This is a genomic window from Spirosoma arcticum (assembly GCF_054779955.1).
In genome coordinates this window covers 230,092-251,415 of the sequence record NZ_BAAGXG010000003.1, presented here as the reverse complement: position 1 = coordinate 251,415, position 21,324 = coordinate 230,092, and the positions used below count along the sequence as shown (strand labels likewise).

Annotated in this window: 20 protein-coding genes; 5 read left to right on the top strand and 15 right to left on the bottom strand. The window is 53.5% G+C overall.

Features of this window, described 5'->3' with window-relative positions; all coding sequences use genetic code 11:
* Together ACYVHB_RS08325 and ACYVHB_RS08320 are read right to left on the bottom strand one after the other, a co-directional pair.
* Entirely contained in the window at nucleotides 1–2,622 is a 2,622-nt protein-coding gene (locus tag ACYVHB_RS08325; protein ID WP_461051240.1) for a permease prefix domain 2-containing transporter, read from the bottom strand.
* Nucleotides 2,619–2,957, bottom strand: a complete 339-nt coding sequence (locus tag ACYVHB_RS08320) for a PadR family transcriptional regulator (protein ID WP_461051239.1) — start codon at nucleotides 2,955–2,957, stop codon at nucleotides 2,619–2,621. The genes ACYVHB_RS08325 and ACYVHB_RS08320 overlap by 4 nt, the downstream gene beginning before the upstream one ends.
* A gap of 235 nt (nucleotides 2,958–3,192) precedes the next feature.
* Between ACYVHB_RS08320 and ACYVHB_RS08315 the strand changes: the two genes are divergently transcribed.
* The 3 genes from ACYVHB_RS08315 to ACYVHB_RS08305 all read left to right on the top strand — a co-directional run bounded on the left by ACYVHB_RS08315 (nucleotide 3,193) and on the right by ACYVHB_RS08305 (nucleotide 5,525).
* Complete coding sequence (locus ACYVHB_RS08315) at nucleotides 3,193–3,816, top strand: beta/alpha barrel domain-containing protein (protein WP_461051238.1); 624 nt, start codon at nucleotides 3,193–3,195, stop codon at nucleotides 3,814–3,816.
* A 156-nt stretch (nucleotides 3,817–3,972) separates the two neighbouring features.
* Complete coding sequence (locus tag ACYVHB_RS08310; protein ID WP_461051237.1) at nucleotides 3,973–4,473, top strand: PspC domain-containing protein; 501 nt, start codon at nucleotides 3,973–3,975, stop codon at nucleotides 4,471–4,473.
* Nucleotides 4,474–4,475: 2 nt separating this feature from the next.
* Nucleotides 4,476–5,525 (top strand): LiaI-LiaF-like domain-containing protein, encoded by a 1,050-nt coding sequence (locus ACYVHB_RS08305; RefSeq protein ID WP_461051236.1) that lies wholly within the window; start codon nucleotides 4,476–4,478, stop codon nucleotides 5,523–5,525.
* A 141-nt stretch (nucleotides 5,526–5,666) separates the two neighbouring features.
* Here ACYVHB_RS08305 and ACYVHB_RS08300 read toward each other — a convergent pair whose 3' ends face one another.
* The 10 genes from ACYVHB_RS08300 to ACYVHB_RS08255 form a co-directional block, all read right to left on the bottom strand.
* Nucleotides 5,667–6,104: a hypothetical protein gene (locus ACYVHB_RS08300; RefSeq protein WP_461051235.1), complete on the bottom strand. Its 438-nt coding sequence runs from the start codon at nucleotides 6,102–6,104 to the stop codon at nucleotides 5,667–5,669.
* Nucleotides 6,105–6,127: 23 nt separating this feature from the next.
* The gene (locus ACYVHB_RS08295; RefSeq protein WP_461051234.1) at nucleotides 6,128–6,592 is read right to left on the bottom strand and encodes a hypothetical protein; all 465 of its coding nucleotides are present in this window, start codon (nucleotides 6,590–6,592) and stop codon (nucleotides 6,128–6,130) included.
* A gap of 74 nt (nucleotides 6,593–6,666) precedes the next feature.
* Entirely contained in the window at nucleotides 6,667–7,239 is a 573-nt protein-coding gene (locus ACYVHB_RS08290; protein WP_461051233.1) for an RNA polymerase sigma factor, read from the bottom strand.
* A 103-nt stretch (nucleotides 7,240–7,342) separates the two neighbouring features.
* On the bottom strand, nucleotides 7,343–8,296 hold the full coding sequence (locus tag ACYVHB_RS08285) for a transketolase family protein (RefSeq protein WP_461051232.1): 954 nt from the start codon (nucleotides 8,294–8,296) through the stop codon (nucleotides 7,343–7,345).
* A 47-nt stretch (nucleotides 8,297–8,343) separates the two neighbouring features.
* Entirely contained in the window at nucleotides 8,344–8,892 is a 549-nt protein-coding gene (locus tag ACYVHB_RS08280) for a hypothetical protein (RefSeq protein WP_461051231.1), read from the bottom strand.
* 11 nt (nucleotides 8,893–8,903) lie between these two features.
* Nucleotides 8,904–9,929 (bottom strand): AAA family ATPase, encoded by a 1,026-nt coding sequence (locus tag ACYVHB_RS08275; RefSeq protein ID WP_461051230.1) that lies wholly within the window; start codon nucleotides 9,927–9,929, stop codon nucleotides 8,904–8,906.
* Nucleotides 9,930–9,984: 55 nt separating this feature from the next.
* Nucleotides 9,985–10,842 (bottom strand): transketolase, encoded by an 858-nt coding sequence (locus tag ACYVHB_RS08270; RefSeq protein ID WP_461051229.1) that lies wholly within the window; start codon nucleotides 10,840–10,842, stop codon nucleotides 9,985–9,987.
* 120 nt (nucleotides 10,843–10,962) lie between these two features.
* Entirely contained in the window at nucleotides 10,963–11,412 is a 450-nt protein-coding gene (gene bcp / locus ACYVHB_RS08265; RefSeq protein WP_461051228.1) for a thioredoxin-dependent thiol peroxidase, read from the bottom strand.
* A 114-nt stretch (nucleotides 11,413–11,526) separates the two neighbouring features.
* The gene (locus ACYVHB_RS08260; RefSeq protein WP_461051540.1) at nucleotides 11,527–13,485 is read right to left on the bottom strand and encodes a M23 family metallopeptidase; all 1,959 of its coding nucleotides are present in this window, start codon (nucleotides 13,483–13,485) and stop codon (nucleotides 11,527–11,529) included.
* A gap of 213 nt (nucleotides 13,486–13,698) precedes the next feature.
* Complete coding sequence (locus tag ACYVHB_RS08255; protein ID WP_461051227.1) at nucleotides 13,699–14,310, bottom strand: fumarylacetoacetate hydrolase family protein; 612 nt, start codon at nucleotides 14,308–14,310, stop codon at nucleotides 13,699–13,701.
* Nucleotides 14,311–14,506: 196 nt separating this feature from the next.
* Here ACYVHB_RS08255 and ACYVHB_RS08250 point away from each other — a divergent pair, with 196 nt between their 5' ends.
* Nucleotides 14,507–15,331, top strand: coding sequence for a M48 family metallopeptidase (locus tag ACYVHB_RS08250; RefSeq protein ID WP_461051226.1), 825 nt, complete (start codon nucleotides 14,507–14,509; stop codon nucleotides 15,329–15,331).
* A gap of 70 nt (nucleotides 15,332–15,401) precedes the next feature.
* On the opposite strand, the gene ACYVHB_RS08245 is transcribed toward ACYVHB_RS08250, so the two are convergent.
* Entirely contained in the window at nucleotides 15,402–16,814 is a 1,413-nt protein-coding gene (locus ACYVHB_RS08245; protein ID WP_461051225.1) for a Gfo/Idh/MocA family protein, read from the bottom strand.
* A 65-nt stretch (nucleotides 16,815–16,879) separates the two neighbouring features.
* Between ACYVHB_RS08245 and ACYVHB_RS08240 the strand changes: the two genes are divergently transcribed.
* On the top strand, nucleotides 16,880–17,539 hold the full coding sequence (locus ACYVHB_RS08240; RefSeq protein WP_461051224.1) for a DUF3267 domain-containing protein: 660 nt from the start codon (nucleotides 16,880–16,882) through the stop codon (nucleotides 17,537–17,539).
* A gap of 19 nt (nucleotides 17,540–17,558) precedes the next feature.
* Here the strand turns inward: ACYVHB_RS08240 and ACYVHB_RS08235 are convergent, their stop codons facing one another.
* Together ACYVHB_RS08235 and ACYVHB_RS08230 are read right to left on the bottom strand one after the other, a co-directional pair.
* Nucleotides 17,559–18,791 (bottom strand): hypothetical protein, encoded by a 1,233-nt coding sequence (locus ACYVHB_RS08235; protein WP_461051223.1) that lies wholly within the window; start codon nucleotides 18,789–18,791, stop codon nucleotides 17,559–17,561.
* Nucleotides 18,788–21,271, bottom strand: coding sequence for a DUF2339 domain-containing protein (locus ACYVHB_RS08230; protein ID WP_461051222.1), 2,484 nt, complete (start codon nucleotides 21,269–21,271; stop codon nucleotides 18,788–18,790). Before ACYVHB_RS08230 ends, ACYVHB_RS08235 begins: the two co-directional genes overlap by 4 nt.
* Nucleotides 21,272–21,324: the final 53 nt, after the last annotated feature.

The window sequence follows — 21,324 nt, the reverse complement described above, 5'->3', positions numbered from 1 at the left end:
TCACTCGCTACGCAGGCTTTTGACCGGGTTCGTTAGCGCGGCTTTGATGCTCTGAAAACTGACCGTCAGCAGGGCAATACCTGTTGTTAAACCGCCCGCCAGGGCAAATACCCACCATTCAATGTCGATCTTATAAGTAAAGTCCTGTAACCACCGGTTCATGGCATACCACGCAACGGGTGAAGCAATCAGAATCGAAATGATGACTAACTTCAGAAAGTCTTTCGAGAGCAGCGCCACAAGACTGGTAACGCTGGCGCCCAGCACTTTTCGCACCCCAATCTCTTTGGTGCGCACTTCGACCGAGAATGTCATTAATCCGAGCAATCCCAAACACGCTACGAGTAAGGTGAGGGCCGTGAACCCATTAAACAGCCGGGCTAACCGGGCTTCTTTGGCGTACAACCGATCATACGCATCATCCAGAAAATAATAGTCGAACGGGGCGGGTGGCTGGTTGCGGTCGTAGATTGTCTTGAGTTGGGCGAGAGCTTCCGGTACGTTGGTTTCTGGCTTTAACCGAACCAGTAGATAACCACCGCTTGCTATGACCGAACGGTTTGTGTCACTAACGACGGTTACTTGCATCGGCGATACCGGCCCGTGCAGGCTGCGTACGTGAAAGTCGGCCACGACTCCGTTAACGGGTTGATCTTTGAAGGGGGCGGGTTGTTGCAGTGGATTACCGCTGATGCCCGCTTCTTTCATAACGGTCTGATTATAAATCGTCAATTCCTTGGTAACAGGGCCAGTTTCCCAGCCAATGGGTTGGTGCTGCCAACGGACACCCATCATGTTGAAAAAAGGTTTGTCAACGGTTAGGGCGTTAACAGCAAGTTGTTTCTTGTTTTTCTCGGCAGTTAAAAACCACGTCATTATGTTGTTGGTGAACAACTTTGTGTTTGTCATGGCTACATTGTCAGTTCCCGCCCATTGCCGTACCGCGTCGCGAAGGGCCGGAAACTGCGGTACCATGTCGCCGTCGATGTATATAGCCACAACCTGTGCCCGAGTGATACCCAGATTTTTTGTGCGTAAAAACCGCATTTGGGTGTACAGCACCAGACTACAAATCAGCAAGCCAATGCAGGTGGTGAACTGAATCGTTGTGAACACCTGCCGCAGCCTGGCACCCCCGTACCGCGAACTTACGGCACCTTTCAGCACCAGCGCGGGCCGAAAACCGGAGAGCGACAACGCCGGATAGGTTCCGGCCAGCAACGAACAGCTACCCCACAAAGTGAGCAGTAGGCCCCAGTACGGCCCCTGGCTCAGCACCCGGTTGTCCATGTGCAGATCGAGGGTGTGGTTGGCCCAAGGAAACATGACCCGAACCAACACCAACGATAAACCGAAGGCCAGCGTGGTAGTTAGAAACGATTCGAGAAAAAACTGACCGATCAGTTCGCGTCGCTGCCCGCCGATGGCCTTGCGAATCCCTACTTCGCGGGCGCGTTTCGTGGCGCGGGCGGTAGTCAGACTAACGTAATTGATGATCGCCAATGACAGAATAATTAGCGCAATCGTAAGCAGAATGTAGAGCGATTGTCGGATATCCTTCGGAACACTACGGCTGTCAAGATGGAGTGAAGGCAGTTGTTCAAGAAAGTATTTGGCGGTGATATCGGCGAACTTTACGTCCGCTTTTATTTTTTGTAATTTCTTCTCTACCGCGCTGACGTTTGCCCCCGGACGCAGGACTACATAGGTACTCAGAAAACCACCACCTTTGAACGCGCCCTGCTGATGTGTCCCCAGTGTCGGCATGGAACTCAGTGAAACTAACCCATTGAACCCGATGACCGAATTAGTTGGTAAGTCATCAAGCACGGCCGAAACGGTGAGCGGAAAATGCTTGTCGAACAGCAGCGTTTTGCCCAACGGATTTTGACGCCCAAAATACTTCTCGGCCAACTGACGGGTCAGTACAATTCGCCCTGGTTCGCTCAGGGCCGTTTTGGCGTCGCCCTGAAGTAGTTTATACCCCATCACTGGTAACAAGGCAGCGTCGGCATAGCCAATATTTATTTCCTTAAATCGATGGTCTGGGTCTGACTGTAGCACAACATCGCCCAGCCCGTCTGAATACCGGACTATTTGTGCTACGTCGGGAATTTGCCGTTTCACTTCCCGCCCGAACGATTCGTGGATGCTGGAAAACGTGATGTCCTGCTCTCCAAATTTCGTTGTGCCCAGAATTCGATACGTGCGGTCGGCAAACGGCTGAAAGCGGTCGTAATGAAACTCATGCCAGACGTAAAGCGCAATGAACGTGCTGACGGCCAGTCCGACCGTCAATCCTGTAATATTAAGCAGGCTAAACAGCCGGTTTTGCCACAACTGGCGCAGTGCGATTTTGAGATAATTCCGTAACATGTCAGGGTTTAGCAGAAAAGGTGAAGAATACTCGCTTTGCTTCCGCTTGATGGCGAACGGGCGCATAAACCGGAGCACGTTGAGCCAATAGCGCCAGTTCGCGGTTCGGACACCGGCCATTTGCACGTCCCGGCCGTAGCGTTCGTGCAAGTCGCCCTGCACTTCTTCCAGTAGATGCGGAGCGCAAAACCAGGTCAGCAGACGGTCGGCCGCGCGGGGTGGGTGAGACGTTTCAGGCGATTTCATATACTGACGGCGGGTAAGGCGTTTGGCGAAATGGATGCCCATAATTGCTCACGTACCGCCCGAATGTCGTGCAAGGCCCGGCTGCCCAGCGCCGTGACGGTGAACAGGCGCTTCCGGCGTCCGCCCCGTTCGGCGGTGGCATCGCCTAAGCGGGACGAGAGCATCCCTTTTTCCTGCAACCGGTGGAGGGCGGCATGAACCGCGCTAATGCTCACCAAGCGGCCCGTTTGCCGGTCCAGTTCGTCGGTAATGGCCACGCCGTACGCGCCCTCGCCGAGCACGGCTGCGGTTAGCAGGACCACTTCTTCAAACTCACCTAAGTACGTTCGTTTCATGCGTATTGGTATAATCAATGTTTGTAGAACAAATAAAGGGCCAATTCATAGGATCGTGTCCTGAAGCGCTGAAAGCAGGTTTTGTTGAGCCGGGGGTGTACGATTTCGGACAAAACGTGTCCGATGCCGAACATTTCCGGTGTGGAACAGTACACTATCAATTGTGACTGCTCCTAACTTAGCGGTCCTGTTCAGTACACTAATTACTGTTGGCTGACCACTGATCACTGAAAAGATGGCCCTGAAAACCCTCGTTAAAATCTCCAACGTCACCAACCTCAGCGATGCCCGCTACTGCGCTGGCATGGGCGTCGATATGCTCGGTTTCTCAATGGACGCCGACTCACCGGACTATGTTGAACCTGCTAAATTTACCGAAATGCGCTCGTGGGTGGCTGGCGTACTAATCGTGGGCGAAACTACGAGCACCGATCCTGACGTCATTGAGCAACTGCTCGACACCTACCAACCCGATCTGCTGGAGGTTGACGAAGCGGCCCTGCTGCCGTATCTTGGTACGTTCGGAAGGCCGATTATTCTTCGCGCCAATCTGTCACAATTGACGCTCGACCAACTTGATACACTCTTTCTGACTGGTTCGGCCGGAGCCGAGTATGTACTGCTCGAAAGTAATGGAACACTACATCTCGACGATGACCTTAAAATCGTACTGCAACGGGTGGCAAGCCGCTATCCGGTGTTGCTTGGCACCGGAATATCAGTCAGCAATATCCACGGTCTACTGACCGACCTGCCCGTGCGGGGCATTGCCCTCAGTGGAGGTAATGAAGAGCGACCCGGCAGCAAAGAGTTTGGCGAGTTAATGGACATTCTGGAAGCAATTGAGGTAGAGACGTAATCCCTTACCGGTCCGCCGGTGCGGTTTCTACTACTGTGTATAACCTACTATCAGTCAAAACACACATCCATCAATACGCGCGTCCATTTGTCTAATTCTATTTCTTCACGACACCGCTACCTGCTACGTTTACATCGGTTTTAGACACTATAAGCCATGAAACAACGATTGGAACGCATCTCCGACGAGGCTATGATCGGGGGCGTATGTGCGGGCTTAGCCCATTATTTTGGATTGAATCGCACGGTGGTGCGGCTACTTTTCCTGATCGGCATTCCATTACCGGGTTTTCCGGCCTTGCTGATTTACGCTATCTTGTGGATCGCCATGCCGAAGCAGCCTTTCGGGGCATCCGTCAATCAATTAACCGTGTATTCAAACCCTGTTTTTTCTATGAACCCTTACAATCCCAATCAACCTGCATCTCCCGACCGGGGCCTTATCGGTGGAGCCATCCTGATTTTGCTCGGCGTTATGTTCCTGATCGACCGGTATTTCGACATCGACTTCAGCGATCTGTGGCCGTTTATCCTGATTGCTATCGGGCTGTGGCTGATTTTCCGGGATCGGATCAAAACGCCGTTCGACCAGAACCGCAACAATTTCAATGATCCCAATAGTCCGAACGACCTGAACAACCCCAACAACCCCATTTGATCATGCAACGCCGAAACGGATTATTCTGGGGTATATTTCTGCTGACGTTTGGCGTCTTATTCCTGGCCCGGCGGGCGGGCTGGTTAGACGTAGACTGGCACTCACTCGTGAACCTGTGGCCGGTACTGCTGATTCTGGCGGGTGTTAACCTGATCCTGGAACGGCGCGGCAATGCAGCGGCTTTTATCACCACAATTATGCTGGCCGTTGCCGTGCCCACTACGCTGTTCGGTTTCTTCGCCCGCGACCGTGACAATTATGGCATGCGGTGGAATTATGAGGACAACGATGATGAGAATGACGATGACAGCAATGATGACGATAATGACGACGACACAAACGGCGATGATGAAAATGCGGATGAAGCCTATCGGTCGGAACGCGAACGCCGGAATGATGCCGATACAGACAAGGTGCAGACTAACACGTTTTCGGAGTCGATGGACGCCGAAACCCGCGAAGCCGTACTGAAACTGTCGGGAGGTGCGGGCCGCTTCATCATCAGCGACCCAACAGGCGACCTCATCAAAGCCGATACGAAGCAGAGCGTTGGTAGCTACTCGATGTCGGTCGACCGCGACGCGACGACGCACATTCCGACGATTGAGCTTAAACCGACCGAAGAAAATCAGGAAGTCAATCTATCCAATGGTAAGTTTGAGAATCGCGTCGATGTTCATCTGAATGCGAAACCGGTTTGGACAATGGACGTGGCTCTCGGCGCAGGACAGGGTGATCTGGACCTCAGCGCTTACACCGTCAGAAATCTGAAAATAGCTGTTGGTGCCGCCGATCTCGACCTGAAATTAGGCGCGAAAGCGGATGTGTCAGACGTGAAATTAGACGTCGGGGCGGCTTCGGTGACGGTGCGCGTACCGAAGGAAGTAGGTTGCCGAATCAAGAAAGACAGCGCACTCAATCTGGAACAGTTAGACGATTTTACGGACGTTGGCGGGGGTGAGTTTGTCAGTCCTGGTTACGAAGCTGCCACAAAAAAAATGACCATACGCTTCGACGGTGGCATATCCCGATTCAAGGTGGTGCGGTATTGATCGCGCTCTATCCCACGGCAGCGGCCGACCGTCCCAACCCCTCCACTTTTTTCACGGGGAGGAACCGGGGGTGGGGTAAATCGAACACACAAAAGCCCGGTTTGACTCATCGAACCGGGCTTTTGTGTGTTCCCAAAACAGCTACTTATTCTGGTTATTCAGGCGCTGAAGCAGCATTTTGTTGAAAACCTGCTCCGTTTTATACAGCTCGGCTAATTGAGCGGGCGAAATAACTTTCAGAAACCGACTCAGGTACTCTTCGTCCAGATCGGCGATTTTCTGCTTGGTTGCATTCACTTCGCGCAGACCATTCACCAATTGATCGTTGTTAAGATTGCTCCGCGACGGTTGGTTATTAAGCTGCCGAACCCGCCGGTTCAGCTCCTGTTTTTTGCCGTTATATTCATTGTAAACGGCCCAAAATTGAGGAGCCTGATCGGTGGTCAGATTCAGCCGGTTAGTAATCATGCCAATTTTTGCTGATTCAATTTTTTGGCGTCCATTCGCGTCATCCTGCGCTCCGGCTATGTGAGCCGTTAAGGTCAACACAATCAGCCAGTTAATCCATGCTTGTTTCATTTGGGTAGTGTATTAACCTGCTATCAGGAGCCTGCCTGCTGGGTATCCAGTACGCTCTGCTCGTCAATTATTGTTTGAATATCGGCTGGTTTCACGTTCAGGTACTGAATGGCCGTGGTGTCGTTGCCTAAGGAAGAATGCAGTTGCTGGCTGTCGGCGAGTTCAGCGGCCTCAATGCCCTGGTCGTCTAAGTAAGCCGCAATCACCTCATCGCTCACACCCGTCAACACCTCGCTGCCCAGCGATTCCTGCCGTTGGGGCAGCGTTTGCCAGATCAGCACGGCAATCAGACTGGCTCCGGCAAGAGAAGCCGCCGTTCGCTGCCACGACCAGCTAATCGAAAAGGCTGGTTTGGGCCGACGCGTTACCCGAGCTTGTATCCGGGTGGGCAACTGGTCGAAATAGCCATCCGGCACCGTAAACGGCTGCTGCCGAAGTGGGTGTTCGGGTGGTAGTTCGTCGAGCCGGAAAGGATTTTTATCATTCATTAGCTACATGTGTACAAGTTACACGATTTAGTTGCTGCGTTGTTTGGAATTTGACAGATCAGTATGACTGAGGTTTAATCGGTTGTATCCGTTTTCGTCAGATAATCCTCGATTTTCTTAACAGCGAGATGATATGACGCCTTCAACGCGCCTACCGACGTTCCGGTTATTTCCGCAATCTCGTCGTATTTCATATCGTCGAAGTACTTCATGTTGAACACCAGCCGCTGTTTGTCGGGTAGTTTGAGCAGCGCTTTCTGTAGCTTTAGTTGCACCTGCTCCCCGCTCAGTTCCCCCCCAGACGTGACGTAGTCAGAGTTGCTTTCCAGCTTCTCCATTAATTCGCCTTCAACGTCGCCAATAGGTAGAAAAAATCGTCGGCGTTTCTTGCTCAGGAAGTTCAGGCATTCGTTGGTAGCAATGCGGTATATCCACGTATATAACTGACTATCACCCCGAAACTGTTCCAGGCTGTTCCACACTTTTATGAATGTTTCCTGCACCAAATCATCGGCGTCGTCATGGTCGATGACCATTTTACGGACGTGCCAATAAATTTTCTGCTGGTACTGTCGCACCAGCAGATTAAAGGCGTAGTTCCGGCTCGACGGATCGCGGTATTTAGCGAGGAGTTCTGCGTCAGTCATTCGTTGTCAGTTTGTAGTTTGTGGTTGGTGGTTTGTGGTTGGCTGACGCGTAAGCAATACGACGCGTCAGCCAACCACAAACCACCAACCACAAACTACAAACCTATTTTCTTGTCATTACTTTTTTCACCTGCTCAACGATTTTGTCGGCGGTGAGTCCGTACTTCTTCATCAGCTCATCGGGTGTGCCGCTCTCGCCGAACGTGTCGTGCACGCCGACGTATTCGAGCGGGGCGGGGAAGTGGCGGGCCAGCACCTGCGCCACACTGTCGCCTAAACCGCCGTTGAGCATGTGCTCTTCAGCCGACACGGCGCACCCCGTTTTCTTCACCGATGCGAGAATGGCGGCTTCATCCAATGGCTTAATCGTGTGAATATTGATAATGTCCGCTTCAATGCCTTCTTCGGCCAGCATTTCACCCGCTTTGATGGCTTCCCAAACCAGGTGCCCCGTGCAGAAAATCGACACCGCGTCGCCCTCATTCACGTGCCACGCTTTGCCAATCTCAAACTTCTGGTCAGCGGGGGTGAAAATCGGAATCACGGGTCGGCCAAAGCGCAGGTACACCGGCCCGACGTGGTCGGCGATGGCGAGGGTGGCAGCTTTGGTTTGGTTGTAGTCGCAGGGATTGATCACGGTCATATTGGGCAGCATTTTCATCATGCCCAGATCTTCCAGAATCTGGTGCGTGGCCCCATCTTCGCCCAGCGTCACGCCCGCGTGGGATGCGCAGATTTTGACGTTTTTGTTCGAGTAGCAAACCGACTGCCGGATCTGGTCATACACCCGGCCCGTGGCGAAGTTGGCGAACGTGGTGGCAAAGGGGATTTTGCCGCCAATGGTTAGCCCCGCCGACACGCCGATCATGTTGGCCTCCGCAATGCCGCACTGCACATACCGCTCTGGGTTTTCCTTTATAAACGTTTCGAGTTTGAGCGACCCGGCCAGGTCGGCCGTCAGCGCTACCACGTTGGGGTTCGAGCGGCCCAGTTCCGCGATGCCCGCGCCGAAGCCCGAGCGCGTGTCTTTCTTTTCGGTGTATTCGTATTTTTTCATCTCGTTAGAGACGCAATACCTTGCGTCTGTTTTCGTTCGTTTTGAGATCAGTTCGCCGAAGCGAGGGTTTGCAATTTAGTTAGAAAATAACGCGCCGACGGGCAGTTGGGGTGCTGAGCCGCCTGCTCGATGGTGAAGCCATTAGCGAGCATTGTCCGGGCAAACACTTTCTTGTCACCAATACCAATTCCCCGGAACTGCTGTCGGTGTGCTTTGAGTGCGTCAATTGGGCTGACCACTGCTTCAGGAAACTCGCAATAAAAGTTGGTTTGAAATAACGTTGATAATGTTTCTGAGTCGGCCAAAAACCAAGCTTCGATGGTCCGGTTTGCAATAGCAATCAAGTCAACAGGCGTGTTTATCTGTGCTTTCAAACTACTATAGCAAGCTACGTCTTCTTTGTCAGTCAAAATTATCAACTTCTCTGCTCCATTCTGCCATAATACTTGGCGGATTCCATCAGTCTTATCCGATAACAAGTTCATTCTACCTCTCACGTCAATTACGTCGCCTGCTACCTCCAGTCCCATCTTATGAAGTGTGTTCTGAAAAGCCACTGATTTGATAATGAGCCGCTCGGTTGCTCCTTCCACCATAAAGCCAACATTTACCACGGCAATCCTCCTCCCAGTGCGCCTGACAACCAAGCGTAGTCTACCTCCAAATTGTAAAGATTTCGACTACCAACCTGTTTTATTACTGTTGCACTTTCCTTCTTTTCAACCAGCACTATTTCGCTGGGTTGGAGTTGCGAAACCAACGAGGCCGAGTGGGTATTCAGCCAAATGTAGTGCCCTTTTTCAGTGCACACATTTCGAAAGAATGAAATCAATGATTCAATTACTAAAGGGTGTAAGCCGTTTTCCGGCTCCTCAATACACAGAAATTGCGGCTCATCGCTTTGATATACGGCAGTCAGCAGAGCCAGAATATTGTATGTACCGTCTGAGATTAGGTCTTTGGTAAAGTACTCCGAGGTATGTCCCTCGAACCAATGAAGTTCATTTCTATCATCGATCTCAATTGCCGTGAATCCTGGTACGAACATCTCTAACCACTCGAAGATTTCGGATCGTAATACATCTTCATTCAAGATGCGTTTTAGGACAGGTTCAAGGTTACTTGCATCTAACGATAATCGACTGTCATCTTTAAAAGGTTGTTTTACTATCCTGTCATTGCGCACGAAGATTCTGGCGAAGTTTGTAATAAATTGCTGATAGTCAGAGTCATACTTAAACATCATACGCCTGATGTCTGCCTCAAAAAGCAATTCGGAGCCTTCAGATGTACTAATTCCTGTTCGCTGTGAAATATGGTTTTTGACAACGCTAAAGCCTTCTAAATCGCACCGAAAGCTGAAACTGTCTGCCGTTGCGACTCTTCTGCCGATTTTATCTACGCCAAACAGGTTAATAGCCCTATCAGATACATAATCAATATTCACAAACTCCAAAGCCTCGAAAATATTCGATTTGCCCGACCCGTTGGGGCCGACAAAGACTGTGAACGGATTCGGCTCAATAAGCTCGATGCGCTCAATGGACTTGAAATTTTCAATGACAACCCGTTTGATTTTCATGTTTGTTGTCTCGAACAGCATGGCTCCGGCCACCCGGCCTGCTGTTTGCATTTATCTTAGACGCAAACAGCAGGCCGGGTGGCCGGAGCCATGCTGTTCGGGACATTTAATAATCCGACACCCCCACCGACAGCGGTAGGCCATTCAACGCTTGTTGAAGCTGATCAGCGTTGGGGGCCGTGCCATGCCATTTGTAGTTGCCCACCATGTATTCGACGCCGAAACCCATTTCAGTGTGCATTAGAATCATCGTCGGCACCTCCGGGTCTTCCTGCGATTTGCGGAGCGTCCGGATCACGTCGGCCATGTCGTTGCCTTCCATCTCATCCACAAACCAGCCGAACGCCCGGTACTTAGCCCCCAGGTCGCGGTTGTCATTCACGTTCTGCGTGGTGCCGTCAATCTGGGCGTGGTTGAGGTCGATGATGGCCGTCAGGTTGCCGAGTTTTTTGTTCGGCGCAAACTGAGCCGCTTCCCAAACTTGCCCTTCCTGCTGCTCACCGTCGCCCATCAGCACGTACACGTGCTTGTCGTCGCCGTTGAGTTTTTTAGCGTAAGCCGCTCCATTAGCCACTGACAACCCCTGCCCCAGCGACCCCGACGCAATGCGAACGCCCGGAATGTGCTCAGCCGTGGCGGGGTGGCCCTGCAAGCGGCTGTTCAGTTTACGGAACGTGGCCAGTTCGTCAATTGGGAAATAACCCGCCCGCGCCAGCACCGAGTAAAAAACGGGTGAGATGTGGCCGTTTGACAGAAAGAACAAATCTTCGTCGCGACCGTCCATGTCAAAAATGGGCTTTCCATCTTCGTCCTTCTTACGGCGCATAATCTCAAAATAGAGTGCAACCATAAAGTCGGTGCAGCCTAATGAGCCGCCGGGGTGACCAGAGTTAACGGCTGCAACCATGCGGAGAATGTCGCGCCGTACGGCGGTGGCGATGCCTTCGAGTTTTTCGAGTTCCATGTGTTTTGGTAGACTGGTGATACGGCAACCCGACGGCCACGTCCGGGTGTTAGGTTAATGATTTTGTTTACGCAAACCCGGACGTGGCCGCCGGGTTGCCGTATCACCATGATACGCCACCTATTTTAAAATCTGTTCTGCGTGTTTTTTGGTATCGACCTTGCCGATAATGTCGATGATGATGCCGTTTTCGTCGATCAGAAACGTAGTTCGGACCGTGCCCATGTACTTCCGGCCGTACATCGACTTCTCCTGCCAGACCCCATAAGCGTCGACCACCTGCTTGTTGGTGTCGGCCACGAGCGAAAATGGCAGGTTATACTTACTGATAAACTTCTGGTGGGAGGTTTGGTTATCGACGCTCACGCCAAGCACCTCGTAACCAGCCGCCCGCAGATCGGCGTGGCTGTCGCGCAGGCTACACGCCTGAGCCGTACAGCCCGATGTATTGTCTTTGGGATAAAAGTACAGAACCACTTTTTTGCCTCGGTAATCCGACAGCCGAATGGGCTGACCGGTTTGGTCGATGCTGCTGAAGTCGGGGGCGGGGTCGCCAATATTCAAGGTCATGGGTTTTAAGTTTGTGGTTTGTGGTTTGTAGTTGCGGTTTCCCGCCGGGACTGACTGCACCGGGGGACCGGCGCAAGCCTTCGGGCGTCAGCTAACCACAAACTACAAACAGTTTTACCTTCTTTTTCTGCGTTTCGGCGTGGCTTTTCGCCGGACGACCGGGCGCGGTTCCTCAATCGTTATGCTATCGGAGCCAATGTTGCCGGACCGGTCTTTTACCTGTACAATCACCTCGGCACCCGTCTCAAACGGCATGTCTGGGTCCAGTTTGTCGGACCAGAGCAACGCCCGTTTGTAATCATACTGCATCAACACCCATTCGCCGTTGACCAGCGCCCGAAACTGAGCAACGCCCGACAAGTCGTCCCGAATTTTAGCTGAGATGCCTTTCGGCGTTGCCGACAGAATCTCGACCGTTGGCGGGTTAGCGTCGGTCAGCAACTGAAACCGCCCCAGCGACCGGGTTTTAAACTGAATCCGCCCGTTGGTCCACGTTCCGCCCAGGAAACTCTCCCGTCCACCACTCGTCCAATACGCCTTCGTACGCATGGTGTCGATGGCAATTGGGTAATTGGGAACATACTGAACCGTCAGGTAATCATTGAGTGGAATCGTCGGCTGATTAATTTCCAGACCACCACCCGCCACGGGTCGTATGGCCAGATGCAGGGTATCAAACAGGGTTTTGGGGCTGAATTCCAATCGGGCGTTCCCATCCACCAAAACCTCCGCCCGGCCCGGTATGATGCGCTTTTTGAAATTTGTTCGCACCACGCCCCGCCCAAACTGTACGGAGTCGGGCATCGTCCGGCGCAAATCTATGAGATAAATGGCCTGGTTGATACCCACGTAGCTCACGGGTTGCTCCGTGATAGTCCGTCCCGTGAACAATTTGGCTACCGGCGGATCAATTGTTGAAATATTCTTCACCGTCAATTTCAACACGTTCTCATCCGTCGTAATGGTGACGGTCGGCGCTACGACGGTCGGCGCTCCAATGACTGGATCATTGATGATTGGTGCTACACGGGCCTGTTCGGAGTCAACTGTATCACTTAGTAGCTGACGGTCAACCGAATCCACGCGAGGGTAGTTGCTCGTGGTGGTTTCCGGCAGAAGCGTAAACGTCAGCCGGGCTGCGTGGTCGAAGGCGTCGTAGAGTGTCAGTGTAACTTCGTGCGGCTGGCCATCTAACAGCGGCAACCGACCCCGGTAGGCAGCGTTGCTTTGCAGTTTATAGAGGTTCAGTACGTTTCCATCGGCGATGTAAGCCCGGTGGTAGCGCTGACCGGTCATCTGCTCAACTTCGTAGTTTTCGTGAACGTTCATAAACCGTGTTTGCTCGTTAGGGAAGCTGTTCATGTTGTAGGCGAACACCTCGCGGCCGTCGAGCCGGATCTCTAAGCAACTGATGCCGTTGCGGTAGGGGGACCCGCTCGTTTTGTCATACGCCAGCACCTCCAGCCCCACCAGCCCCGACGCCGTAATGGGTTTCGTGATCGTGTAGGTGCCATCGCTCCGCCGAACGGGGACGTAGCTGACGCGCTGGTATTCGCCGTTGATGCGTGAGGTCGGCGTCATGGTTTTCAGGGCGATACGCTCAAAGTAGGGGGGTATCTCATCGCGGAGTTCCGAAAAGCCGTAAAGCAGGGGATTAATAAGGTTGTCTTTAGCGTCGCGCACTTCAAAATGCAGGTGCGGCCCACCCGACCCACCTGTGTTGCCCGATGCGGCAATGATGTCGCCCTGCTTAACCGGGAACTGACCCGGTTCGGGCCGCAGGTCGATCTCAAACGTTTTGCGGGCGTACTGCTGTTCCCGGAGGTACGTGCCGAGGGTGTCGTTCAGCGTTTTGAGGTGGCCATAAACCGTAGTCAGGCCGTTGGGATGTTTGATGAAAAGGACGTTTCCGTAGCCGCCCGTGAACACCGCAATCCGCGACACATACCCATCCGCAGCCGCGTGTACGTCCAACCCTTCGCGGCCTCCCGTGCGAATGTCTAAACCCGCGTGGAAGTGGTTCGCCCGCAAATCGCCCATCCCGCCCGACAGCGAATTGGCTCCGCCCGGCATGATTGGGAACAGGAAATAACCAGGCTGAACTGTGCCGGGCTGCACATAGCCGGTTGACGGAGTTTGCGCGGTGCGTAGCGTCTCACCAACGGGTACAGGCGTAGTCGGCAGTTGCCCAAAGGCCGTACCCGCACTGATTAGCCAGACTAACCACCCAAACCAACTTTGCTTTTTACTCACTGATGACCAATGGCGGTTATACCGTTCAATTCATTACTTAACGTCAAACTCCAGCATTTTGCGGTCCTCAATATAGGCCGTTAGCCGGTCGCCGATTTGCACCGGGCCGACGCCTTTCGGGGTGCCGGTGAACAAAATGTCGCCCTGCTGTAACAGAAAATACCGCGATACGAATGCGATCAGGTAATCAATTTTGAACAGCATCAGGCTCGTGTTGCCTTGCTGCCGGGTTTCGCCGTTGACATCTAATCGAAAGTTGATGTTTTGCAGATCGGCGAAGTCGGCCTTCGGTACAAAGCCCGAGATCGGCGCGGACCCGTTAAACCCTTTAGCCAACTCCCACGGCAACCCTTTCGCTTTTAGTTTGCTCTGCACGTCGCGGGCCGTGAAGTCGATGCCCACGCCAATCTCATCGTAATATTTGTGCGCAAACCGTTCGTCGATGTTTTTGCCAACCCGGTTAATCTTGACCAGAATTTCAACTTCGTGGTGAACGTCGCTGGAGAAATCAGGGTAGAAAAACGGCTCGTTTTTCAGCGGAATGGCCGTTTCGGGTTTCATGAAAATAACCGGGTCGTCGGGTTGTGCGTTGTTGAGTTCCTTGATATGCTCGGCGTAATTGCGGCCAACGGCGATAATTTTCATCAGTAGCACAGGCTAAAACCTGCTTTGATGCGTTGAAAAACGATTAGAAACGACGGTCCGTTAAACGAATCTGAATGGCACAAATCTAAGAACTAAACCAAGCCTGACCGCGCTCGTTCGGAAAAATTTGAACAAAGCCGCTACGTTGACGGTCGTATAGTGTTGAATGAAGTACTTAACAAAACCCCATTATTCGATGAAGAAAATGATGATCGCTATGGTGCTGATTGGTTTAGCCATCGGTTGCCAGAAGGTGCCGCTCACGGGCCGGAGCCAGCTTAAGCTCGTTTCCAATGCGCAACTGCTGCCGCTGAGTTTTTCCAGTTACAGGGGCGTTCTGGATACCAGCCGCGTTGTTCGGGGAAATAATGACGCGCAGATGGTTCAGCGCGTTGGTAACAACCTGCGTCAGGCGATGGAGCAGTATTTAAACGCGAATAACCTCGGCAGCCGCCTGAACGGATTTCAGTGGGAGTTTAACCTGATCCAAAGCCCACAAGTCAACGCTTGGTGCATGCCGGGTGGAAAAGTGGCCTTTTACACGGGTATTCTGCCTTACACGCAGAACGAATCCGGGGCCGCAGCGGTGATGGGCCACGAAATTTCGCACGCCATTGCCGAACACGGTGCCGAGCGCATGAGTGAAGGCTTAGTGGCCAACGGCTTGTTGCAGGGTGGACAGATCGTAACCGGAGTGGCCGCTGAAAACAGCCGTACCCAGGCGAGTTCGGTGCTGATGCAGGCGGTTGGGGCGGCTTTGCCGGTTGCCTATCAGGTTGGCCGGGCCTTGCCCCACAACCGAAAACAAGAGTCGGAAGCCGACCGGTTGGGGCTGATTTTTATGGCCATGGCGGGTTATAATCCGCAGGAAGCTATCAACTTCTGGGGTCGCATGGCCAAAGCCGGTGGTAGCGGCCGCAAGCCGCCTGAGTTTTTGTCGACGCACCCGTCGGACACCCGCCGGATTCGGGATTTGCAGGCGCTGCTGCCCGAAGCCATGAAATATTACAAACGAGGTTAATTTACCATACCAAACACAAACAGCCAGAGCGCAAGCCCCGGCTGTTTGTGTTTTTACCTGGTGAGCCATTCTACTGCAAGTCCGGCTCCGGTCCCCGGAAAGCGTCTTTTTTGCTCACAGCCGCCAGCTTCACTGGCCGACCGTCCCGCGCCGACTGGTAAATGGCTTCCATGATTTTCTGATCCTGGAGACCTTCTTCGCCGGGCGTGAACGGTTGTTTATTGCTCAATATGCAATCCGAAAAGTGATCCATTTCGGTGGCAAACTGGTTTTTCTCGCTCAGAATGGGCGTTTCCTTTCGTTCGATCATACCGTCGGCGCGGGCGGTTTCCATCTGGATGCCCCGGTACGAGAAGCCCGGATCGAGACCCATCCAGCCGCGTTCGGCCAGCACCCGATACCGGCGCGACTCGTGCACGTTGTAGTGCGTGGCGCAGTTGGCAATCACGCCACTCGGAAACCGCATCTGCCACGACATCACCTCTTCCACCTCCCGAAACAGCGCGTTGCCGGGTGTGCTATACTGGTAACCAAAGACTTCGGTCGGCTCTTCGCCCAGAATAAAACGCGTGGTGTTCAGGCAGTACAACCCAATGTCGGGCAGCGCCCCGCCCCCGGCCAGCGCTTTGATGTGTCGCCAGTGCTTCGGATTGGCCGAACTCTGGCAATTGAAGGCTTCCACAAACTTGGGACTGCCAAACTGTTTCGACCGCACTATGTCGCGAATCATCCGGTTATTCGGTTCGTACTGAATCCGGTAAGCGACCATCAGTTTGCGGTCGGCCCGGCTGCAGGCGTCGATCATGGCCTGGCACTCGGCTGCGGAGTTGGCCATCGGTTTTTCACACAGAATATGCTTTCCGGCCTGCGCTCCCCGAATGGTGTATTCAGCGTGCATTGAGTTGGGCAGTACGATGTAAATGGCCTGCACCTCCGGGTTGTCTTTCAGCCGGTCATACTGCTCATAGCTGTAGCAGCTTTCGGGCTTGATGCCGTACTGCTGGGCCACTTTCTGCATCTTCTCGGTGCTGGCGCTCACCAGTGCCACCGGCTTCGACTTTTTGCATTCGCCAAACGCGGGCAGGAGTTCTTCGAGCGTCAGGTGACCCAGACCTACCAGTGCGTATCCCACCCGCTGATCGCGGGGCAGGGGCGTGGGCGTTGGGGCCGATTTACGGTCGGCGTCGGATTTCCACGGCTCCAACTCAATGGGTTCATCTACCTTTTGGGGCACCTTGGCCGGGGGCGAGTAGGGAGCCGACGACGGCACCTGCTGACCCGCTGGTGACCGGTAGACCGTTGACGGGTTGGCTGGGTAGCGGCCCGCAGCCTGGTTCGTTTTGCAGGAAGCGGCCAGTCCACCGGCTACACCTACGGCCAACGTTCGACTGGCGGTTTTCAGAAAATCTTTACGCGATACGCCCGCCGGTTGCGCGGTATCGTCGGCCCCGAATAAGTGGAGCAGTTGGTCAATCTGTTTCATAGCGTTGCTTTTGCAGGAGAACCAACCCACTTTTGCTTTGTTACAGAAACTAATTTACTGACCTCATGCGCCCCACCGTCGACCAGCTTCACTCGTCCGGCCGCTACCTACTGATCGAATCGTTTGCCCTTGACGACATGAATCACTTCATCGTTCGCGAATTAGGTATGACTCCCAAAGCAGACCAGACTGGCCCCAAACGCGGTCTGCAGCGGTGGTTGCCTTTAGTGGGCCTGGCGCTGATTGGGGGCGTCATCGGGTACGTGGGCGGCTCCTCACTGAAGAGCCAGCCCAGTGGGGAGGGAGGGTCGTTACTGTGGCAGATTGGCGCGGCTTTCATTGGCTTCTTCATCCTGCTGCCGATTCATGAATTTATCCACGGACTGGCTTTCAAACGCGTCGGCGCACCTAAGATTGGCTATGGGTACTCGCTAAAAAGCCTGATGGTGTATGCCTACAGCCAAAATTTCCCGGCTACCACGCGCGAACTGGCGTTTGTAGCTGCGCTGCCTTTTGTCATTATCACGGCCGGTTTGCTCTTTGGCTGGGTTCTGTTACCGGCATACTGGCTGTTCTGGGTGATATTGCTGCTCATTCACACCAGCGCCTGCATCGGCGATTTTGTGCTGATTAATTATCACCGCAAAAACCGCCATCGCACCATTTACACCTACGACGACGTGGAGAACGAACGAAAAACGTATTTCTTCGAGGAAGTAAGGTGAGTTGGCGGTTTGGTCTGGCTCATCCGTTCGGCTGTCCCATCTCCCGCAGCATCCGGTACGACAAAAGACCCAGCACCGCTAACACCAGTCCCAGGGCGGGCCAGATAATGCGGCTGTCGGTAAAAAGCGACCCGTTGTTCGCGTCACCAGCCTGATCTGCCATTATAGTCCTCGCGGTGATGATTGGCGGATTAGCCGGTACGTTGACGCTGAACTGGGTCGGGTCGTAAGCCGGAGCGGCAACGTCGTCGGCCGAAAAGCGAAGTTGGTAGGGTGAACCGGCCGTCAGGTTCGCCAGTAAATAGGTCGTCAATTGATACGCCCGAACGTCGCGGATAAGGAGTGGTGGATTGTCGTCATTGGCAATGACAACGTACAGGTCTTTGGCTTTTAGGCCGGGCAAGTCCACGATGTTGCTGTCGGCAGTATTCAACTCAAACGAACGCACCACCTCGAAACTCTGCTCAATCCGACCCCGCTTCAATTTCCGGGAGCGAAACTGCCCAACTTCAGCCCGCCGACGAAAGAGCGTATTCGATTCAGTCCTAAAGATGAATCTATCGAATCGGGCATTGTCGGTTCGGGTCAGGTGAACGTACGTGCGTTTGTCACTGCTGTCGCGTTGCGTGACGGCCAGGCCTGGAATGGCTGTGTATGCGCCCGCTGATGCCACCGGGGCGTAACGGCCAACCCGCAGAATGTTCAACGGTGTGCTCAATGAGTCGTTCACTTCCAGGCGGTAATATTCATAATCGCTCAGCGGAAACGAAAGCCGTTTCGTTTCGGTCGTGCGTTGGTTGGCCTGCGTCGGCTCAAGCCAGAGGTTATCGTCGATGGCGTACCAGTTCTGAGCATCCGAACTGCCGCTGAGCCGGCCCTTTTTGCCCACGTTCGTATTTTTTATGACAATTCCCAAGGAGCTTATGGGGTTTTTGGTCCGGTTGCGGACGATTACCGTTGTCGCCACATTCGGGAGCGCTTGTTTGCTGACAAGCTCATAATCCACAAATGGCACGGTTTGCGTGGGTTGTTGCCGGATGAGTCGGTACGGTACTTCGCGCTGCTGACCATCATAGAGCCGGACGTCGGTCAGATTGTCGTTGAGATGGCCAACTACGCCGGGCGGCAACAGAATCCGGTGGAAACCCGATTGCTCAACCGTATTGACGGTAGCCCGGAATCGAAACGACTGTGCCCAACCCGCCGATTGAATCAGCAAACCCGACAGTAACAGACAGATTAGTTTGTTCATACGTCGGAGGGGGCAGGTTGGGGAGCGTCGGTGTCGAGAATCAGGCGTTTGATGCGCTGGTACATGAACGAAATAATGAGCAGCAACGCACCCAGTGAAATAAATGCCGCAATCCGCCCGCCTTCCGAAATGCCCCGCAGGTCGTACAGAAATAGTTTGAGCAGAGTCAGCGCAAACAAACTAAGCGACAGGATGCGGAATTGGCGGTTTCGGCGCGTGAGACCCACGTACATGAACGCAAATGCGCAAACGCCCCACAGAATTGGTAAACCTACTTTGTTGATCTGGGTCAGCAGATCAGCGTAGCGAGTAGCCACGGCGACCTTTTGGGCGGGCGAAACTGGTAGGTTGGCTCCCGAGAAGTTGAAATAAACTACGTGCGAAAACAATTCCGAACTGGCAGAGTAAACCAGTACGAATCCCAGAAACCAGGGCCAAAGTCGGTCGATGAGTGGGGGCAAGGGCGTCAGCAAAGGCCGGAGGGTGTGCAGCAGAAACAACAGGCCAAGTACACAAACCAAACTCAGGTAATGAACCGGATAACCGACCCGACCCGGCTCATTGCCCTGAACATACGCACCCAGCAGGTCATGCACCGCCGGGTCGAACACCATCACGTATAACAGCAGCACAAGCAAACCCAGCGCAGCCGCTTGCAACAGCCAATTTCGCACGGCATACCGCCGGGCAATGAACAGCAGGACGAGGGCAAAAGTTAGGTTATAGGCACCCACTAAAACGGTCCGGTTGGGGCCGTATCCGAACGCAATGGTGGCTTGGTAATCAAGCTCGTAAGCTCCCGCGAAGTACGTAATGATAACCGTCAGGTAGCCAATGATGCGTTGGTAGGCCGCCACGCTCAACTGACCCGCCCAGAACTGAAACGGCGACAACTGATTTCGCAACAGCCGGTTCGTGACCACTAGACTACCGATAGCGACTAAACTGGTGATGAACGCTTTGTTGATCAAAATGGGCAGGGGCGACCGGGCGGGAATGGACTCGACCACGTACAGCGCCGACCAGTCCATCGTCAGGCTAATCAGCATCAGGCCCATCACCAGCACGGCTCCCGTTGCCAGCAGCGTCAGTCCTGACCGTTGCGCTAACCACAGCAGCAGCACGGCTTCGAGCGCCCAGAACATGGTAATGAAATTGCCGGATAACTGCACGGGCACGCTTAGGCTGGCGAAGGTAATAACCAAACCAATGAGCAGGTAAATCAGCGTTCGGTCAATCGTGCCGCGTCGGTATAGTAAGGTAGCAATACCAAAGTTCACAACTGCCAACGCGGCCGTAAATAAACCTTGATAAGCACCCTGCTGCACGTTCGCCAGAATCAACATCCCGGCTGCGTAGTAAAAAGCGGTGTTGCTGAGTAGCAAACTAATTTCTACCGCCGAGAATTTCGCTCCTGACCGTAAGTTGTAAATCAGGTTCATGGCCATGAAAACCATGTAGAACAGCGTAGCGAAAATAAGTGCGCCACCATACGGAGCGTTGGGCGCATCCAGCACGTACAGGCCGAGCCAGGAACCGTAGAGCAGCACGGTAAATCCATAGGCCACCAAATGCACAATCGTCCACTTCTTGAAATACGCCAGCACCAGCATACCCACATCCAGAATGAGCAGATACGACAGCAGCACTACATAATTGCCCTGACCCGTGCTGACCATAAACGGCGTGGCAAATCCGCCAATCAGCGACATCACGGCCAGTTCAACGCGGTTGTAGGCAATGGACAGCAGCACAGCAAAGCCCGTAATGACCACCATCAGCCCGAAAGCTGCCGTTTGACTGAAAATCTTGTAGTCGGCAAAGGCAATGGCAATCGTGAAATACAGCACCGACAACCCGCCCGCCACCAGCACCGAACTGAACGCCCCGAACGTGTGACGAATGCGGTGCGCGAGACCCAGCAGCAGCCCGCCCGCCAGCACGCCAATGAGCACCCGGCTAATTTCGTTGATCCAGTTCTGGTCAATGGCGAACTTCACGAAGTAGCCAATGCCCGCCACCAGAATGGCAATGCCAATTTTATTAATGAGGTTTTCGCCGATAAACTTTTCCAGATCCGGGTTTTCGGCCATAAATCGCTGGAAGAACGAGAGCCTCGGCTCAGCAGGCATGATCGGCTCCTGAATGGGTAGACGATCCAGAACTGGCTCGGGCTGACTTTCTGGCCGCAAAACATCGGATGCCATACTAACCGGCTCCGGCTCCAGTACTGGCGGAGTGAGTGGAACAACGAGCGTTGCCCGTTCGGTACGTAATTCCGCCGGGTTATCAGTCAGCGAGGGCTGGGCTATTGGGGGCGGAGGGGTTTGGCTACGAAGTTCCTGTTGAAAGGCGAGCAGGTCAGCCCGTAACTGACTGATAACCGTGTGTTGAAGGTTGACTGCTTCTTTAACGGCGTTGAACCGGCTGTTGGCCACAAGAACCAGGACAAGCAGGACAGCAAGTAGAAAGATTTCCATCGTGGTGTAGGTGAGCGGTTTAGAGCAGGATTAGTGAGTAGGAGGTAGGCAAA

What these genes read in the sequence shown, in the direction of transcription:
- ACYVHB_RS08310 (WP_461051237.1), top strand. Translation starts at nt 3,973, where the DNA reads ATGAAACAACGATTGGAACGCATCTCCGACGAGGCTATGATCGGGGGC.
- ACYVHB_RS08270 (WP_461051229.1), bottom strand. Translation starts at nt 10,842, where the DNA reads ATGGAACTCGAAAAACTCGAAGGCATCGCCACCGCCGTACGGCGCGAC.
- ACYVHB_RS08230 (WP_461051222.1), bottom strand. Translation starts at nt 21,271, where the DNA reads ATGGAAATCTTTCTACTTGCTGTCCTGCTTGTCCTGGTTCTTGTGGCC.
- ACYVHB_RS08275 (WP_461051230.1), bottom strand. Translation starts at nt 9,929, where the DNA reads ATGCAAACAGCAGGCCGGGTGGCCGGAGCCATGCTGTTCGAGACAACA.
- ACYVHB_RS08320 (WP_461051239.1), bottom strand. Translation starts at nt 2,957, where the DNA reads ATGAAACGAACGTACTTAGGTGAGTTTGAAGAAGTGGTCCTGCTAACC.
- ACYVHB_RS08240 (WP_461051224.1), top strand. Translation starts at nt 16,880, where the DNA reads ATGCGCCCCACCGTCGACCAGCTTCACTCGTCCGGCCGCTACCTACTG.
- ACYVHB_RS08290 (WP_461051233.1), bottom strand. Translation starts at nt 7,239, where the DNA reads ATGACTGACGCAGAACTCCTCGCTAAATACCGCGATCCGTCGAGCCGG.
- ACYVHB_RS08260 (WP_461051540.1), bottom strand. Translation starts at nt 13,485, where the DNA reads ATGCCGGGCGGAGCCAATTCGCTGTCGGGCGGGATGGGCGATTTGCGG.
- ACYVHB_RS08295 (WP_461051234.1), bottom strand. Translation starts at nt 6,592, where the DNA reads ATGAATGATAAAAATCCTTTCCGGCTCGACGAACTACCACCCGAACAC.
- ACYVHB_RS08305 (WP_461051236.1), top strand. Translation starts at nt 4,476, where the DNA reads ATGCAACGCCGAAACGGATTATTCTGGGGTATATTTCTGCTGACGTTT.
- ACYVHB_RS08255 (WP_461051227.1), bottom strand. Translation starts at nt 14,310, where the DNA reads ATGAAAATTATCGCCGTTGGCCGCAATTACGCCGAGCATATCAAGGAA.
- ACYVHB_RS08245 (WP_461051225.1), bottom strand. Translation starts at nt 16,814, where the DNA reads ATGAAACAGATTGACCAACTGCTCCACTTATTCGGGGCCGACGATACC.
- ACYVHB_RS08300 (WP_461051235.1), bottom strand. Translation starts at nt 6,104, where the DNA reads ATGAAACAAGCATGGATTAACTGGCTGATTGTGTTGACCTTAACGGCT.
- bcp (WP_461051228.1), bottom strand. Translation starts at nt 11,412, where the DNA reads ATGACCTTGAATATTGGCGACCCCGCCCCCGACTTCAGCAGCATCGAC.
- ACYVHB_RS08315 (WP_461051238.1), top strand. Translation starts at nt 3,193, where the DNA reads ATGGCCCTGAAAACCCTCGTTAAAATCTCCAACGTCACCAACCTCAGC.
- ACYVHB_RS08325 (WP_461051240.1), bottom strand. Translation starts at nt 2,622, where the DNA reads ATGAAATCGCCTGAAACGTCTCACCCACCCCGCGCGGCCGACCGTCTG.
- ACYVHB_RS08235 (WP_461051223.1), bottom strand. Translation starts at nt 18,791, where the DNA reads ATGAACAAACTAATCTGTCTGTTACTGTCGGGTTTGCTGATTCAATCG.
- ACYVHB_RS08285 (WP_461051232.1), bottom strand. Translation starts at nt 8,296, where the DNA reads ATGAAAAAATACGAATACACCGAAAAGAAAGACACGCGCTCGGGCTTC.
- ACYVHB_RS08250 (WP_461051226.1), top strand. Translation starts at nt 14,507, where the DNA reads ATGAAGAAAATGATGATCGCTATGGTGCTGATTGGTTTAGCCATCGGT.
- ACYVHB_RS08280 (WP_461051231.1), bottom strand. Translation starts at nt 8,892, where the DNA reads ATGGTGGAAGGAGCAACCGAGCGGCTCATTATCAAATCAGTGGCTTTT.